This is a genomic window from Streptomyces sp. NBC_01275 (genome assembly GCF_026340655.1).
Classification (GTDB): Bacteria; Actinomycetota; Actinomycetes; order Streptomycetales; family Streptomycetaceae; genus Streptomyces.
Map to the genome: position 1 here is coordinate 6,603,769 of NZ_JAPEOZ010000001.1, position 14,905 is coordinate 6,618,673.

Genomic DNA, 14,905 nt, shown 5'->3' on the forward strand with positions numbered 1-14,905 from the left:
TCCCCACCACCACCCTCAACCGAGGCCCCTTCTGGCCCGCCCCTTTTGATCAGGAAAACGGGAGTTCCGCCGTGGCCGATTGTGTGCCTACTACGAGTTCCCTATGTGCCCATTCTCCTGGTGCCGTCACGGTCCGTTGCCTACCGTAGTGAACGGGAGGTCGCGGCGCGTGTACTCAGCGTGTCCGGCATTTCGGCATGCCGAACTCCCTTTCCCTGTCCGGCAACCCCTGTTGTTCCGGGGGTGCGAGAGGAGAACCCATGTCGCTCGACGTCTCACCGGCCCTACTCGAACAGGCCGAGCGAGGCGAGGTCGACGAAGCGGAATTCGTCGACTGCGTCCGGACCTCCCTGCCCTACGCGTGGGAGATGGTCAGCTCTCTGGTGGCCCAGCTGAAGGTGGACGGCGGAGACTTCGCCGACAACCAGACGCCCCCGCCGGACGAGCAGGCACGCGGGCAGTTGCTGCGCGCGCTCGCGAGTGACGCCATACGCGGTGCGCTTCAGCGGCACTTCGGTGTGCGGCTGGCCTTCCAGAACTGCCACCGGGTGGCGGTGTTCCCGCTGGAGTCCGCTGTCGACGAGAAGCTCGCCCGTTTCACCTCGATCCGCAGCCAGGTGCTGAACCAGTCCCCGGAATTCCGGGACTGCTGACACGTGAGCCTGCTGCTTGCCGCTCCTGACGCGGGAGGGTTCATCAGTACGGGAGCGGCAAGCTTCACGGTCGGCTGGGCTGTTCACCGGAGGTGGGGGAGCACCTCCGAGCCCAGCCGCCGTACGTTCTCCTCGGTGGCCGCCAGGTCGCCGGAGCCCTCGACGAGCAGCGCGAAGCGCGAGATCCCGGTCCGTTCGCTGGTCGCGGCGAGGCGGTCGACGCACAGCCGCGGGGTGCCCACCGGGTGCAGCCCGCAGAGCAGTTCGGTGTACGCCACCGGGTCCCGCATGGAGCGGGCGCGACCGTCCACCGTCACATGGGCGTCGAGCCCCTGCTTCAGCCAGCCCGGCATCGCCTTCACGAGCGTCTCCGCCGCGTCCGTGCGCCGGTCCGCGATCTGGCAGACGCCCGCGGAGACATGGGCCGCGCCGCGGATCTCGTCCCCGGACCTTCCGGCCGCGTGCGCGTACGTGCGCCACAGGGCGACCATCTCGGCCTTCTCCTCGTCTCCGACGTGCATCCCGAGCAGCATCGGCAGCCCGCGCTCGGCGGCCAGCCGCACGCTCGCCGGCGAGGTGCACGCGACGACGACCTCCGGACCCCCGGCGTCCGTCAGAGCTTCCGACGGGCGTGGTACGACGGTGACTTCACGGAAGCGGAAACGGTCCCCGTCGGCCCCCACCGAGGGTTCGCGCAGCCAGCGCACCAGCAGATCGAGTGATTCCGGGAACGCCTGCTCGTACGCCTCCAGGCCCGAGCCGAACACCTCCAGGTCGACCCACGGGCCGCCGCGCCCCACGCCCAGCGAGAAGCGGCCGCCGCTCGTCAGGTGCAGCAGCGCGGCCTGTTCGCCGAGGGCGACCGGATGGACGGTGGGCAGTACGCTGACCGCCGTGCCGACCCGGATGCGCCGGGTCCGGCCCAGCAGCAACGCGGCCAGCGTCACGGCGGACGGGCATGTGCCGTACGGCACGAAGTGGTGCTCGGCCAGCCAGACCGAGTCGAGACCCGCCTCCTCGGCGACCTCGGCGGAGCGGACCGCGCGGTGCAGCGCCTCCCCCTGGCCCTGTCCCGGGAACTGGGCTCCCAACACGAAACTTCCAACGCGCATGGACTTTCCTGCTTCCTTGGCCCCGACTCGGAGCTCCCCCACCGGGCATAACCGTCTGACACGTGCCGAGGACACGGCCTGGCGAAGAGATTTGCGGATTGTCTGCAGAATCAGGTGTCCGGGAGGGCGACTTGTGGGGATCTGCTCCCCACCTCTACCCCCGTTCGCGCCGCGTAGGCTGGAACACGAACCATGCTTCCTGTATAGCCCCGTGAGGTGTCCTGTGTCCCCGCGTCGCAACCGTCCCAAGGGTGAGGGCTCGTCCGGCCAGAGTGCCGAGGACGACCGCTCGAGCCGTTACGGCGGCTGGCAGTCCTCGGAGAGCTGGCACGGCGAGGAGTGGAGCGTGCGGCATGTGGCCGGGGCGAGTGCGCAGGGCAAGACGTACCGCTGTCCCGGCTGCGACCAGATGATCCCCGACGGGGTGCCGCATGTCGTCGTCTGGCCCGAGCACTCGGGCGTCGACGAGCGCCGCCACTGGCACAAGGCCTGCTGGAACGCACGGGACCGCCGCACCCCCGGGGTGCAGCGGTCCCGTAACGCGCCGAGGTTCTAGGACGGCAGGTTCTGGAGGGGGATCACACGTCCCGCTTCTCCAGCAGGGCGAAAGCGCCGCCGAACACCACGGCCGTCACGCCCAGCGCGATCCACAGCGGGTCCCAGCCGGACGGGCCGCTGTCGCTGAGCGAGGTCGAGTAGAAGACGCTGAGCTGGTTCGGGATGGAGTACTCGAACAGGGCCTGGCGCAGATCCTCCAGCGAGGACGAGAACATGAAGATCGCGATGACCAGCGGGGCCAGCATGAGGCCGATCATGATGGTGATCGCGCCGGCCGAGTGCCGGATCACCGAGCCGACCGCGAGCGAGAGCAGCCCGAGCAGCGCGATGTAGAGGGACACGCCGAAGGTGGCCTTCAGCCACTCACCGCCGGAGGGCTTCTTGGCGTCGCTCAGCAGGCCCACGTCCACCATGGCGACGAACGCCGACGACGCGAGCGTCACCACGAAGGCGACCGTGAAGAACACGATCCCCTTCGCCACGAGGACCCGGCCGCGCGAGGGGCACGCCACCATCGTGGTCCGGATCATGCCGGTGCCGTACTCCGAGGCCGTGGTCAGCACGCCGAGCGTGATGACGCACATGCTGCCCAGGAGCAGCCCGAAGAAGCCGAACGACAGCGCGTTCTCGCCCCGCAGGTCGCTCTCCGAGGAGTTCGAGGCGACGACCAGGGCGGCCAGCAGCCCGATGCCGACGACGAGCACGACGAACACGCCCAGCGTCCAGATCGTCGAGCGCACCGACCGGATCTTCGTCCACTCCGAGGCGACGGCATGCCCGAGGTGCGTGCGCACGATCGGGATCGGCGAGGTGTAGGCGGGACCGGGCGCCCCCTGCCAGACGGGCGCGGCCTGCGGCGACGGGTACTGCGGGGTGCTCATCGGGCGTCCTCGGTCTTGGTCGGGTCGTCGTCGGCGACGGGAGCCTGCACGGCGGCGGAGGGCGCCTGCGCGGGCGCGCCGGGAGCCTTGGTGAGGGAGGCGGGCGCGGCGGCCGGTGCGGCGGGAGCTGCGGCCGGAGCCGAGGGCGGGACCGCCGGCGCCGAGGCCGGTACGGCCGGGCTCGCTGCCGGCGCCTGGCTCGCGGGCGCGGCGACCGCGGCTGCCGCCGGACTGCCGGCCGGCTGCGCCGGAGCGGTGCCGGGGGCGGTGCCCGGGGCCTGGACGGGTGCCTGCGCCGGAGCCGGGGCCTGCGCCGACGCCTGGCCGAAGGCCTGTCCCGGGGCCTGGGCGTACGGGTTGGGGCCGTTCGGGGTCGGGGTGGGGGCGGGGGCGCCCGGGGCGCCGTACGCGCCGTAGGAGGCCGCGGGAGGGGTCTGGGCGGGGTGCGGGGGCGCGTAGCCCTGTGGGGGCGGCGGGGCGTACCAGCCGGGCTGGCCCTGGCCCGGTACCGGCATGGGCGGTTGGGCGCCGGGCGGCAGGGGCTGCTGGAGGCCGGCCTTCTGGTCGATGGTCGACCGGTAGTCGACGGCGTTCTGCGTCATCCGCATGTACGCCTCCTCCAGCGACGCCTGATGCGGCGACAGCTCCCACAGCCGTACGTCGCTGTCGTGGGCGATGTCGCTGATGCGGGGGAGGGCGAGCCCCGTGACGCGCAGCGCGCCGTCCACCTCGGGCAGGACGTGACCGCCCGCCTCGGTGAGCGCGGAGGCGAGCTTCTCGCGCAGCTGCGGCTCGGTGTGCGGGGTGCGCACGCGCGCGAAGTCGGCGGAGTTGGCCGAGATGAAGTCGGTGACGCTCATGTCGGCGAGCAGCTGTCCGCGTCCGATGACGATCAGGTGGTCCGCGGTCAGCGCCATCTCGCTCATGAGGTGCGAGGAGACGAAGACGGTACGGCCCTCCGCGGCGAGCGCCTTCATCAGGTTGCGCACCCACAGGATGCCCTCCGGGTCGAGGCCGTTGACCGGCTCGTCGAAGAGCAGCACCTGGGGGTCGCCGAGCAGCGCGGCGGCGATGCCGAGCCGCTGCCCCATGCCCAGGGAGAAACCCTTGGAGCGTTTTCTCGCCACATCCTGCAGCCCGACCACGCCGAGCACCTCGTCGACCCGGCGGGCCGGGATGCCGGACAGCTGGGCCAGACAGAGCAGGTGGTTGCGGGCGTGCCGGCCGCCGTGCACGGCCTTGGCGTCCAGCAGGGCGCCGACCTGGCGGGGCGCGTTGGGCAGTTTGCGGTACGGGTAGCCGCCGATCGTCACCGTCCCGGCGGTCGGGTTGTCCAGGCCGAGGATCATCCGCATGGTCGTGGACTTGCCCGACCCGTTGGGTCCGAGGAACCCGGTCACGGCGCCGGGCCGCACCTGGAAGGAAAGGTTGTACACAGCGGTCTTGTCGCCGTACCGCTTGGTCAGGCCGACAGCCTCGATCATGCTCCGCACCCATCGAAAGGTTCAGGACAGCAGGGCACACGCCCCCGTAAGGGTTAGGAGGATAGCGAGGCGCTGACGGTTCCGCTCAAATGAAAGCAAAGAGCGAAGGGAGAAGCCCACGGATCGAAGCCCAAGCGTTACGCGGCGCGGAGCGAGAGCCGCAGGGGGAGCGGAAGCCGAGCCGCAGCGGAAGCCGGAGCCGGAGCCGGAGCCGCCTCACGCGTCCCGCCTCTTCAGCAGCGTGTAGCCGCCGACGAGGGCGACCGCCACCCACACCGCCATGATCGCCAGGCCGCCCCAGGGCCCGTAGGGGGTGTCGTCGTCGACCGGTGTGACCACCTGCATGATCTTGCTGCCGGCCTGGTCGGGCAGATACCGGCCGATCTTCTTCGTCGCGGAGACGTTGCCGAGGATGTTGGAGATCAGGAAGAAGAACGGCATCAGGATGCCCAGCGACAGCATCGGCGAGCGCAGCATCACCGCGACGCCCATGGAGAACACGGCGATGAGGGTCATGTAGATCCCGCCGCCGATGACCGCGCGCAGCACGCCGGGGTCGCCGATCTCCGCCCGGTGCGAGCCGAGCATCGCCTGCCCCAGGAAGAACGCGACGAAGCTGGTGGCGAGCCCGACGACCAGACAGAGCCCGGCGGCCACCGCGATCTTGCTGAACAGGAAGGTCCCGCGCTGCGGCACGGCGGCCAGCGAGGTGCGGATCATGCCGGTGCTGTACTCGTTGGACACGACCAGCACCCCGAACACGATCATCGCGAGCTGGCCGAGGCTCATCCCGGCGAAGCTGATGAACGTCGGGTCGAAGGAGAGCCGGTCGTTCCGGCTCATCTTGTCGAACTCGTTCCTCGAAAGCGCCGAGATCAGCATGCCGAGGGCGACGGTCACGAACACGGCGAGGGAGAGCGTCCACACCGTGGACGCCACCGACCGGATCTTGGTCCACTCGGACCGCACGACCTGGGTCGCCGCCATGATCAGCTCCTCGTCCAGTCGTCGCCCCACGGCTGCCTTCGCAGTTCCGCGGGCGTCTCGCTGTGCGCGTGGTATTCCACCGACTCCGCGGTGAGCTGCATGAACGCCTCCTCCAGGGAGGCCTGCTGCGGACTCAGCTCATGCAGCACGAGCTGGTGCCGGGCGGCCAGCTCCCCGATGTGCTCGGGCTTGCTCCCGTCGACCTCCAGCACCCCGCTGCCGGTCTCCACGACCGTGATCCCGGCCTCGTGCAGCACATCGAGCAGCCGCTCCCGCTGAGGGCTGCGGATCCGGACGTACGACCGTGAGTTCTGGGTGATGAAGTCGGCCATGGAGGTGTCGGCGAGCAGCCGGCCCTGGCCGATGACGACCAGATGGTCGGCGGTCAGCGCCATCTCGCTCATCAGGTGGGAGGAGACGAACACCGTCCGGCCCTGGGCGGCCAGCGACTTCATCAGGTTGCGGATCCAGTGGATGCCCTCGGGGTCGAGGCCGTTGACCGGCTCGTCGAACATCAGGATCCGCGGGTCGCCCAGCAGCGCGCCCGCGATGCCCAGCCGCTGCCCCATGCCCAGCGAGAACCCCTTGGCCTTCTTCCTCGCCACCGCGGTGAGCCCGACGGTGTCGAGCACCTCGTGCACCCGGCTTCTGGGGATGCCGTTGCTCTGCGCGAGACAGAGCAGATGGTTGAAGGCGCTGCGCCCGCCGTGCATGGCCTTGGCGTCCAGCAGGGCGCCGATGTACTTCAGGGGGTTCTTGAGCCGGTCGTAGTGCTTGCCGTCGATCCGTACGTCCCCGGCGGTGGGCCGGTCCAGGCCGAGCAGCATCCGCATGGTGGTGGACTTGCCCGCGCCGTTCGGGCCGAGGAAGCCCGTGACGATGCCGGGTCTGACGGTGAAGGTGAGGTCGTCGACCGCCAGCTTCTCGCCGTACCGTTTCGTCAGGCCCTCGAGCTCGATCATGCGGCCACGCTAAAGCGCGACGAAGCCCCCTGCCACCGGAGTGGCAGAGGGCTCCGCAGCTGTTCAGCCGCTGTACCGCGGGAGGTTACCGGGACTGCTGCGCCGGGACTCCGCGGGAGATCGGCTCGTCGTCCACGGCCGGCGCGCCGGCCGCGGCCACCGCGGCGCCCGTGAGCGTGGCGAGCATCTCGCGGACGTTCGTCAGCTGAGCGTTGATCGAGTCGCGGCGGTTGGTGAGAGCCGCCAGCTCGCGCTCCGATTCCGAACGGATCCGGTCCGCCTTGGCGTTGGCGTCGGCCACGATGTCCTCGGACTGGCGCTGCGCCGTCTCGACGGTCTGGCGGGCACGGCGCTCGGCGTCGGTGCGCAGCTTCTCCGCCTCCAGCCGCAGCTGCTCCGCGCGGTGCTCGATCTCCGCGAGACGCTTCTCCGCCTTCTGCTGACGGGACGCCAGGTCGCGCTCCGACTGCTCCCGGCGCTTGGCCAGGTTGGTCTCGAAGTCGGCGGCGGCCTGCGCGGCCTTGGCGCGGGTCTCCTCGAAGAGGGCGTCGGCCTCCTCACGCTTCGACTGCGCGTCCTTCTGCGCCTCCTGGCGCAGCTGCGACGCGTCGCTCTTGGCCTTCTCGACGATCCGGACGCCCTCGTCCTCGGCCTTGGACTTGCGCTCTGCAGCGAACGATTCTGCGTCGTTGCGCACCTGCTGCGCCGCCGACTCGGCGAGCTCGCGGTGCTGCTCGGCCGCGCGACGGGCCTCCTCGCGCAGATCCTTGGCCTCCTCCTCGGCGAGGCGGAGGATCTTCTCGACCCGCGCGCCGAGACCGGCGTACGACGGCTCGGCGTCGCTTACCTGTGCCTGGGCGTTCTGCGTTTCGAGGTGGAGCTCCTCGATGCGCTTTTCCAGAGCAGTGATACGAGCCAGAGCGCTGTCACGGTCGGAGACGAGCTTCGAGATGCGTTCGTCCACCTGAGCGCGGTCGTACCCACGCCGCACAAGCTCGAAGCCGTAGGGGGAAGTGTCGCTCATGGGGTTCCTGTCGAATGAGACCGGTGAGGTGATAGATGGAATCCTAGGGGCCGAAGCGGTGTGTCATAGAGCGGATACGTGTTTGATCTGGAGAATGACACCCCTTTTGAGTGGCTAACCTCCGGACGGCTTGCCTAAGACTTGGTTAAAGTCCCCAGATTTCAACGGAATCCTCACATTCCGCTAGCTCTCGGGGGACTTGCCACCCGAACGTGGTGCTCCGATCGTCGCACCGGCTCTGACGCCCCCGTCCTTGTTCCCGGACGGGGCCTCGAAGGATTCCAACGCCTCCAGCACGTCCTGGACACGTGAGATCTCGGCGTTGATGTCCTCGCGGCGGCGGACCAGCACCTCCAGCTCGCGCTTGCCCTCCTCGACCGTGCGTCGGGCCTCGCGGATCGCCTCGGCCTTGAGCTCCTCGGCCTCCCGTACGAGCGTCGCCTTCTTCTGCTCGGCCTCCTTGAGGAGCCCCTCGGCCTTCTTCACGGCGGCGATGCGGACCTTGCCCGCCTCGGAGTTGGCGTCCGAGACCAGCTCGCGCGCCTTCGCCTGCGCCTTGGTGAGCTGCTCCTCGGAGGCCTTGATGAGCGCGTCGCAGCGGTCGCCGGTCGACTTCATCGTCTCGGCGGCCTCGCGGCGGGCCCGCTCGTGCAGCTCCTCGATCTCGTTGGTGATGCGGTCGCGCAGCTCCTCGGCCCGCTCCCTTATGGCGGTGGCGTCCCGGCGCGCGCCGACGAGCAGCTCGTCCGCGTCCGTACGGGCCTTCTCCACCCGCCCGTTGCCCTCGACCGTCGCCTCGGACACCAGCCGGTCGGCCTCGCTGCGGGCCGCGCCGACCATCGAGTCGGCCTGCGCCTCCGCGTCCGCGGTGGTCTGCTGCGCCTGCTGCTGGGCCTCGGTGAGGAGCTTGTCCGCCTCGGCGGCGGTCTCCGTGATGAGCGTGTCGACCTGCTCGGCCGCCTCGGAGCGCCGCTTGTTGGCCTCCTTGCGGGCCCCGTCCAGCGTCGAGTCGGCCTCGTCGCGGGCCACGCTCAGCATGCGGTCGGCCTCCGCCGCAGCCTCCCGCCGGACGCGCTCGGCCTCGGTGCGGACCCGGTCGGCGTGCGCCTGCGCGGAGCCGACCGTCTCGGCGGCCTCGGCGCGCAGCCGCTCCGCGTCGCCGGTGGCGTCCGCGATCAGCTTCTCCGCCTTCGCGATCGACTCGGCCCGTACCCGGTCGGCCTCCGCGATCGTGTCGGACTGCAGCCGCTCGGCCTCGGCGATGGTCTCCGTCTGGAGCCGCTCCGCCTCGCCTCGCGCCTCGGTGATGAGGGTGTCGGCCTGCGTCGCCGCGTCCGACCGGATGCGGTTGGCGTCGTCCCGGGCGTCCGCCCGGGTGCGCGAGGCGTCCTGGTCGGCCTGCGCGATGGTGTCCGAGGCCTCCGTGCGCACCCGCTGGGCGTGCGCCGACGCCTCCGAGCGCAGCCGCTCCGCCTCCGCGATCGCGTCGCCGACGGTCCGCTCGGCCAGTGCCTGCGCGGCGTCCGACGCCTCGCTCGCCTCGCGCCGGACCCGGTTCGCGTCCTCGGCGGCCCGCTCCCGCTCGGCGTAGGCGTCGGCGCGCAGCCGGTCCGCCTCCTCGCCGGCCTCGCGCCGCAGCCGTTCCGCCGCGTGCTCGGCGGCGGAGCGCAGCCCGACGATGTCGTCCTGGGCCTGCTCGTGCAGCCCGGCCACGGAGTCCCGCACCTGCTGGGCGTGGCTCTCGGCCGCGGAGACCATCTCGTTGGCGCGCCGGTCGGCCTCCTCGACCAGCCGGACGCCCTCGGTCTGCGCCTCCTCCACGCGCTTGCGCGCCGAGGCCAGCAGCTCCTCGCTCTGCTCGCGGGCCCGCCCGCGCTCCTGGTCGGCCTCCTGGCGGGCGGAGCCGAGGAGTTCCTCGGCCTCGCGGCGACGCCGGGTCGCCTCCTCCTGGGCGGCGGCCAGCGTCTCGGACGCCTCGACGGCCAGCCGCTCGGCGGCGGCCTGCGCCTCCCCGCGCACCCGGTCGGCGGTGTCCTGGGCCTCCGTGCGCAGCCGCTCGGCCTCGGCGACGGCCTCCGAACGCAGCCGTACGGCGATGGACTCGCCCTCGGCGCGGGAGGCGGACGCGTCGGCGGCGGCCTCGTCCCGCAGCCGCTCGGCCTCGGACTCGGCCTGCTGCTGAAGCGTACGGATCCGCTCGGCGGCCTCGCCGCGCAGCCGGTCGGTCTCCTCGGCGGCCTCGCGGCGGATCCGCGCGGCCTCGTCCCGGGCGTCGGTGAGCGCCTGCTCGGCGGCGGCGAGACGCTCCTCGGCCTCCGTGTGCAGCCGGGTCAGCTCCGCGGCGGCCTCGACGCGGCGCGCCTCTACGGCCCGCTCGGTCTCCTCGCGCAGCTCGTGCGCGGCCCGCTCGGCGTCGTCGCGGATGCCGTCGGCCTGCTCGACGGCCTCGTCGCGCTGGCGCTCGGCCTCCTTGCGGGTGCGCTCCAGGGTCTCCTCGGCCTGCCGGCGCAGCGAGGTGGCGCGCTCGATGGCCTCGGTGCGGACCTTCTCGCTGTCCGTCGTGGCCTTCTGCCGCAGCTCGTCCGCGTCGGCCCGGGCCTTGGACAGCAGCTCCTCGGCGGTCCTGGCCGCCTCCTCGATCTGCTGGACGGCCTCCTTGCGGGCCTCCGCGCGGATCTTCTCGCCCTCGGCGACCGCGTCGGCGCGCAGCTGCTCGGCGTCGCCGCGCAGCCGGCGGGCCTCCTCCTGGAGCTCGACGGTCTTGGCGCGGTACTCCTTGGTGTCGTCCTTCGCCGAGCCCTTGAGCTGCTCGGCGATGTCGTGCGCCTCGGCGCGCAGCCGGTCCGCCTCGGTCTCCGCCTCGCGGCGGATCCGCTCGGCCTCCTCGGCGGCCGCCTTGGTGGTGTTCTGCGCGTCCTCCTGCGCCTTGATGAGGACGTCCTCGGCCGTCTTGGCCGCCTTCGACAGCTGGGTCGCGCTCTCCTCGGCGGTGAGCGTGCGGGCCTTCTCGGAGGCCTCCGCGACGATCTTCTCGGCCTCGGCGCGGGCGTCGGCGACGACCTGCTCGGCGTCCGCCTTGGTGGTCTCGGCCTCCTTGGTGGCCTCGCTGACCAGCCGGGCGACCTGCTCCTTCGCCGTCCGGGTGCGCTGCTCGTTGGCCGACTCGGCGCTGGTGAGCGCCTTCTCGGCGGTCGACCTGGCCTCGGTGACGAGCTTCTCGGCCTCGGCCTGCGCCTTGCGCAGCGCCTCCTCGGCCTCGGACATGCGCTGTTCGGCGGCGCGGCTCAGCTCACCGGCCTGGCGACGGGCCGAGTCGGACTCGGAGAAGGTGGAGTTGCGCAGCTGCTCCGCGTGGTCGGTGGCCTCCTGGGCCTGCGTGGAGGCGGCGTTCAGCAGACGCTCGGCGTCCGTGCGGGCGCGCAGCAGGAGCTGCTCGGCCTCCGCGCGGGTCTGCTCGGCGTCGGCCTGCAACCGCTGGCGGGCCTCCGCTGCCACCCGTTCGGCCTCGGCGCGCGCGGCCGTCAGGGACTGCTCGGCCTCGGCCCGCGACTCGTCGAGCAGCCGGCGGGCCTGCGCCTCGGTGCGGGCGCGCAGCTGCTCGGCCCACGCCACGTTCTCGTTGACGTGCGACTCGACGTTCTGCCGGCGCTCCGCCAGTTCCTGGTCCAGCTGCTGGCGGCGGGTGACCGCCTCCTGGTGCAGCTCCGCCTGGAGCCGGGCCGCCTGTTCGGCGTGCTCCTGGAGGATGCGCTGCGTCTGCGCGCGGGCCTGGCTCAGCTCCCGCTCGGCGTCCTGCCGCAGCTGGTCGGCCTGCATCTGCGCGTTGCGCAGCAACTGGTCCGCCTGGTACCCGAGGTCGCCGCCGTCGAAGGCGGGCCGGGACATGATGGTGCGCCGCGCCTCGTGCAACTTGGCGCGCAGCACCTCGACCTGGTAGCCGAGGTCCTCGGCGTGCTGAATCGCCTTTTCCCGCTCGGTCTTCAGCCGCTTCATCTCGGCTTCGAACCGAGTCAGGTGGTCGACGTCAGCCGCCGGCTCCCGCTCCTGGCTCTCATAGCCCCGCACTGCGCGGTCCCATCCGTCCCTGGTCGCAAGCTTTCCGAAACGAGCTCCGTCCATCCGCCGAACGGGGCCCCCGGGGAATGGTGTCAGATCAACGGCGGAGCACGGGCTGCTGCCCCGACGCTCGTCCCCCGAAACCCGGACCCCGGCTGGATCCCGCCGTCCAAGGCAGGACCTGGTCGCCCTGGCTGGAGCGGCGACCGACCCCAACCCTACCGGCCCATATGTACGAGGGTCAGTGCTCAGGTGACTCAACAGGGGCCGATGTGACCAGTTCTGTCAGTACTCCGTGGCAATCCTTCGGGTGCAGGAAGGTGATTCGTGACCCCATGGAGCCGCGTCGAGGCTCTTCGTACAGAACGCGTACGCCCTTGTCGCGGATGTCCGCGGCGTCGCCGTCCACATCCGCCGTACCGAAAGCGATGTGGTGGACGCCCTCGCCGTTCTTCGCCAGCCACTTGCCCACGGCCGAGTCCTCCCGGGTCGGCTCCAGAAGCTGCAGGTACGAGGCCCCGCCGTCGGACGTATCGTTGATCTTGAGCATGGCCTCGCGTACGCCCTGCTCCTCGTTGACCTCGGAGTGGAACACCTCGAAGCCGTACGTGGCCCGGTAGAACTCGACGGTGGCGTCGAGGTCGTGGCAGGCGATCCCGATGTGGTCGATTCGCGTCAGCATGCTGCCAGTGCAGCGCGACGGAGGTGGTTACGCAACGTGCGCGCGATCACACCGACGGCCCGATGACGCCCGAAGTACCGGTCAGTACATTTCAAGTAAACCCTCGTTCACTCCTCGGCCCGTGCAGGCCGGTAAGGGGAATCGCAGCTCATGACTGGATCGACTGGTTCAAACGGCACGACCTCGGTGATCGTCGCGGGCGCGCGGACGCCCATGGGACGACTGCTGGGCTCCCTGAAGTCCTTCTCCGGAGCCGACCTCGGCGGCTTCGCGATCAAGGCCGCCCTCGACCGCGCGGGGATCGGCGGCGACCAGGTGCAGTACGTGATCATGGGCCAGGTGCTCCAGGCCGGCGCCGGTCAGATCCCGGCCCGTCAGGCCGCGGTCAAGGCCGGCATCCCGATGAACGTCCCGGCGCTCACCGTCAACAAGGTGTGCCTCTCCGGCCTCGACGCGATCGCGCTGGCCGACCAGCTGATCCGCGCCGGCGAGTTCGACGTGATCGTCGCGGGCGGCCAGGAGTCCATGACCAACGCCCCCCACCTGCTGCCCAAGTCCCGCGAGGGCTTCAAGTACGGCGCGATCGAGATGCTCGACGCCATGGCCTACGACGGTCTGACCGACGCCTTCGAGAACATCGCCATGGGCGAGTCCACGGAGAAGCACAACACGCGCCTGGGCATCCTGCGCCCCGAGCAGGACGAGATCGCCGCCCTGTCCCACCAGCGGGCCGCCGCCGCCCAGAAGAACGGCCTCTTCGAGGCCGAGATCACCCCGGTGGAGATCCCGCAGCGCAAGGGCGAGCCGGTCGTCTTCAGCAAGGACGAGGGCATCCGGGCCGAGACGACGGCCGAGTCGCTGGGCAAGCTGCGCCCGGCCTTCACCCGGGACGGCACGATCACCGCGGGCTCGGCCTCGCAGATCTCCGACGGCGCGGCGGCCGTGGTCGTGATGAGCAAGGCCAAGGCGCAGGAGCTCGGCCTGGAGTGGCTCGCCGAGATCGGCGCCCACGGCAATGTGGCCGGGCCGGACAACTCCCTGCAGTCCCAGCCCTCCAACGCCATCCTGCACGCCCTGAAGAAGGAGGGCCTGGCGGTCTCCGACCTCGACCTCGTCGAGATCAACGAGGCCTTCGCCGCCGTGGCGGTCCAGTCAATGAAGGACCTGGGCGTGTCCACGGAAAAGGTGAACGTGAACGGCGGCGCGATCGCCCTCGGCCACCCGATCGGCATGTCCGGCGCCCGCCTCGTGCTGCACCTGGCCCTGGAGCTCAAGCGCCGCGGCGGCGGGGTCGGCGCGGCCGCGCTGTGCGGCGGCGGCGGCCAGGGCGACGCGCTGATCGTGCGGGTGCCGAAGGCCTGAACCGTCGTACTCGGTTCGTAGCACGTACTTGGTTCGTAGCACGTACCAGGTGGTACGCAGGTCGTGAGGAAGGGAGCTGTGATGCAGGACGTCTCCTCGCTGGTCGCCCAGGCCAGGGAAGGCCGGCCGCGTGCCGTGGCCCGGTTGATCTCCCTGGTCGAGGGGGCGTCCCCGCAGCTCAGGGAGATCATGGCGGCCCTGGCCCCGCTCACGGGCAACGCCTACGTCGTCGGCCTCACCGGCTCCCCGGGCGTCGGCAAGTCGACGTCCACCTCGGCGCTGGTCACCGCCTACCGCAAGCAGGGCAGGCGGGTCGGCGTCCTGGCCGTCGACCCGTCCTCGCCGTTCTCCGGCGGCGCCCTGCTCGGTGACCGCGTCCGGATGTCCGACCACGCCTCCGACCCCGGCGTCTACATCCGCTCCATGGCCACCCGCGGCCACCTCGGCGGCCTCGCCTGGGCGGCCCCGCAGGCGATCCGCGTGCTGGACGCGGCGGGCTGCGACGTGATCCTGGTCGAGACGGTCGGCGTCGGCCAGTCGGAGGTCGAGATCGCCTCCCAGGCGGACACCTCCGTCGTCCTCCTGGCCCCCGGCATGGGCGACGGCATCCAGGCGGCCAAGGCCGGAATCCTGGAGATCGGCGATGTGTACGTCGTCAACAAGGCCGACCGGGACGGCGCCGACGCCACCGCCCGCGAGCTCAACCACATGCTCGGCCTCGGCGAGTCCCGCCGCCCCGGCGACTGGCGACCGCCGATCGTGAAGACGGTCGCCGCCCGCGCCGAGGGCGTCGACGAACTCGTCGAGGCGCTGGAGAAGCACCGCGCGTGGATGGAGGAGCACGGCGTCCTCACCGAGCGCCGCCGCTCCCGGGCCGCCCACGAGGTGGAGACCATCGCCGTCACCGCCCTGCGCGAACGCATCGGCGACCTGCACGGCGACCGCCGTCTGAGCACGCTCGCGGAGAAGATCGTCGCGGGCCGGCTGGACCCCTACCGGGCGGCGGACGAGCTGGTGGCGGGACTGACGGAGAGCTGACACTCGTCGACTCCCGTCCTCCGCTGGTAAGTTGACCGACATGTTCCTCTCCTTGGCGTAGCGCGCACCCCGAGCCACCGCCCCACCACAGGCCAGGTGGCTCTCA

General features: G+C 71.3%; 12 protein-coding genes. 4 read left to right on the top strand and 8 right to left on the bottom strand.

Going from position 1 to position 14,905, the window contains the following annotated elements:
* Positions 1 to 260: 260 nt before the first annotated feature.
* Positions 261 to 653 carry an SCO5389 family protein gene (locus tag OG562_RS29415; protein WP_266403103.1) on the top strand — a complete coding sequence of 131 codons (393 nt, stop codon included), beginning with the start codon at positions 261 to 263 and terminating at the stop codon, positions 651 to 653.
* Between the two features lie 83 nt (positions 654 to 736).
* On the opposite strand, the gene OG562_RS29420 is transcribed toward OG562_RS29415, so the two are convergent.
* Positions 737 to 1,765: an LLM class flavin-dependent oxidoreductase gene (locus tag OG562_RS29420; protein ID WP_266403106.1), complete on the bottom strand. Its 1,029-nt coding sequence runs from the start codon at positions 1,763 to 1,765 to the stop codon at positions 737 to 739.
* Positions 1,766 to 1,988: 223 nt separating this feature from the next.
* Between OG562_RS29420 and OG562_RS29425 the strand changes: the two genes are divergently transcribed.
* Positions 1,989 to 2,321 carry an ATP/GTP-binding protein gene (locus OG562_RS29425; protein ID WP_266403108.1) on the top strand — a complete coding sequence of 111 codons (333 nt, stop codon included), beginning with the start codon at positions 1,989 to 1,991 and terminating at the stop codon, positions 2,319 to 2,321.
* Between the two features lie 22 nt (positions 2,322 to 2,343).
* Here the strand turns inward: OG562_RS29425 and OG562_RS29430 are convergent, their stop codons facing one another.
* From OG562_RS29430 to mce, 7 genes are all read right to left on the bottom strand, one after another.
* Positions 2,344 to 3,204 carry an ABC transporter permease subunit gene (locus tag OG562_RS29430; protein WP_266403110.1) on the bottom strand — a complete coding sequence of 287 codons (861 nt, stop codon included), beginning with the start codon at positions 3,202 to 3,204 and terminating at the stop codon, positions 2,344 to 2,346.
* A complete protein-coding gene (locus OG562_RS29435; RefSeq protein ID WP_266403111.1) occupies positions 3,201 to 4,688 on the bottom strand; it encodes an ABC transporter ATP-binding protein in 1,488 nt (495 codons plus the stop codon). The genes OG562_RS29430 and OG562_RS29435 overlap by 4 nt, the downstream gene beginning before the upstream one ends.
* A gap of 216 nt (positions 4,689 to 4,904) precedes the next feature.
* A complete protein-coding gene (locus OG562_RS29440; RefSeq protein ID WP_266403113.1) occupies positions 4,905 to 5,675 on the bottom strand; it encodes an ABC transporter permease in 771 nt (256 codons plus the stop codon).
* Between the two features lie 2 nt (positions 5,676 to 5,677).
* Positions 5,678 to 6,637: an ABC transporter ATP-binding protein gene (locus OG562_RS29445; protein ID WP_266403115.1), complete on the bottom strand. Its 960-nt coding sequence runs from the start codon at positions 6,635 to 6,637 to the stop codon at positions 5,678 to 5,680.
* An 85-nt stretch (positions 6,638 to 6,722) separates the two neighbouring features.
* A complete protein-coding gene (locus OG562_RS29450; RefSeq protein ID WP_266403117.1) occupies positions 6,723 to 7,661 on the bottom strand; it encodes a cellulose-binding protein in 939 nt (312 codons plus the stop codon).
* Between the two features lie 183 nt (positions 7,662 to 7,844).
* Positions 7,845 to 11,726 carry a polarized growth protein Scy gene (gene scy, locus OG562_RS29455; protein WP_266403120.1) on the bottom strand — a complete coding sequence of 1,294 codons (3,882 nt, stop codon included), beginning with the start codon at positions 11,724 to 11,726 and terminating at the stop codon, positions 7,845 to 7,847.
* Positions 11,727 to 11,958: 232 nt separating this feature from the next.
* The gene (gene mce, locus OG562_RS29460) at positions 11,959 to 12,399 is read right to left on the bottom strand and encodes a methylmalonyl-CoA epimerase (protein ID WP_073499834.1); all 441 of its coding nucleotides are present in this window, start codon (positions 12,397 to 12,399) and stop codon (positions 11,959 to 11,961) included.
* 150 nt (positions 12,400 to 12,549) lie between these two features.
* Here mce and OG562_RS29465 point away from each other — a divergent pair, with 150 nt between their 5' ends.
* Together OG562_RS29465 and meaB are read left to right on the top strand one after the other, a co-directional pair.
* On the top strand, positions 12,550 to 13,761 hold the full coding sequence (locus OG562_RS29465; protein ID WP_266403124.1) for an acetyl-CoA C-acetyltransferase: 1,212 nt from the start codon (positions 12,550 to 12,552) through the stop codon (positions 13,759 to 13,761).
* A gap of 81 nt (positions 13,762 to 13,842) precedes the next feature.
* Positions 13,843 to 14,799: a methylmalonyl Co-A mutase-associated GTPase MeaB gene (gene meaB / locus OG562_RS29470; protein ID WP_266403127.1), complete on the top strand. Its 957-nt coding sequence runs from the start codon at positions 13,843 to 13,845 to the stop codon at positions 14,797 to 14,799.
* The last annotated feature ends 106 nt before the right edge of the window (positions 14,800 to 14,905 follow it).

Bases quoted from the DNA above. Each gene is read 5' to 3' on its own strand.
- OG562_RS29415 (WP_266403103.1), top strand. From the start codon at position 261: ATGTCGCTCGACGTCTCACCGGCCCTACTCGAACAGGCCGAGCGAGGC.
- OG562_RS29420 (WP_266403106.1), bottom strand. From the start codon at position 1,765: ATGCGCGTTGGAAGTTTCGTGTTGGGAGCCCAGTTCCCGGGACAGGGC.
- OG562_RS29430 (WP_266403110.1), bottom strand. From the start codon at position 3,204: ATGAGCACCCCGCAGTACCCGTCGCCGCAGGCCGCGCCCGTCTGGCAG.
- OG562_RS29435 (WP_266403111.1), bottom strand. From the start codon at position 4,688: ATGATCGAGGCTGTCGGCCTGACCAAGCGGTACGGCGACAAGACCGCT.
- OG562_RS29440 (WP_266403113.1), bottom strand. From the start codon at position 5,675: ATGGCGGCGACCCAGGTCGTGCGGTCCGAGTGGACCAAGATCCGGTCG.
- OG562_RS29445 (WP_266403115.1), bottom strand. From the start codon at position 6,637: ATGATCGAGCTCGAGGGCCTGACGAAACGGTACGGCGAGAAGCTGGCG.
- OG562_RS29450 (WP_266403117.1), bottom strand. From the start codon at position 7,661: ATGAGCGACACTTCCCCCTACGGCTTCGAGCTTGTGCGGCGTGGGTAC.
- mce (WP_073499834.1), bottom strand. From the start codon at position 12,399: ATGCTGACGCGAATCGACCACATCGGGATCGCCTGCCACGACCTCGAC.
- OG562_RS29465 (WP_266403124.1), top strand. From the start codon at position 12,550: ATGACTGGATCGACTGGTTCAAACGGCACGACCTCGGTGATCGTCGCG.
- meaB (WP_266403127.1), top strand. From the start codon at position 13,843: ATGCAGGACGTCTCCTCGCTGGTCGCCCAGGCCAGGGAAGGCCGGCCG.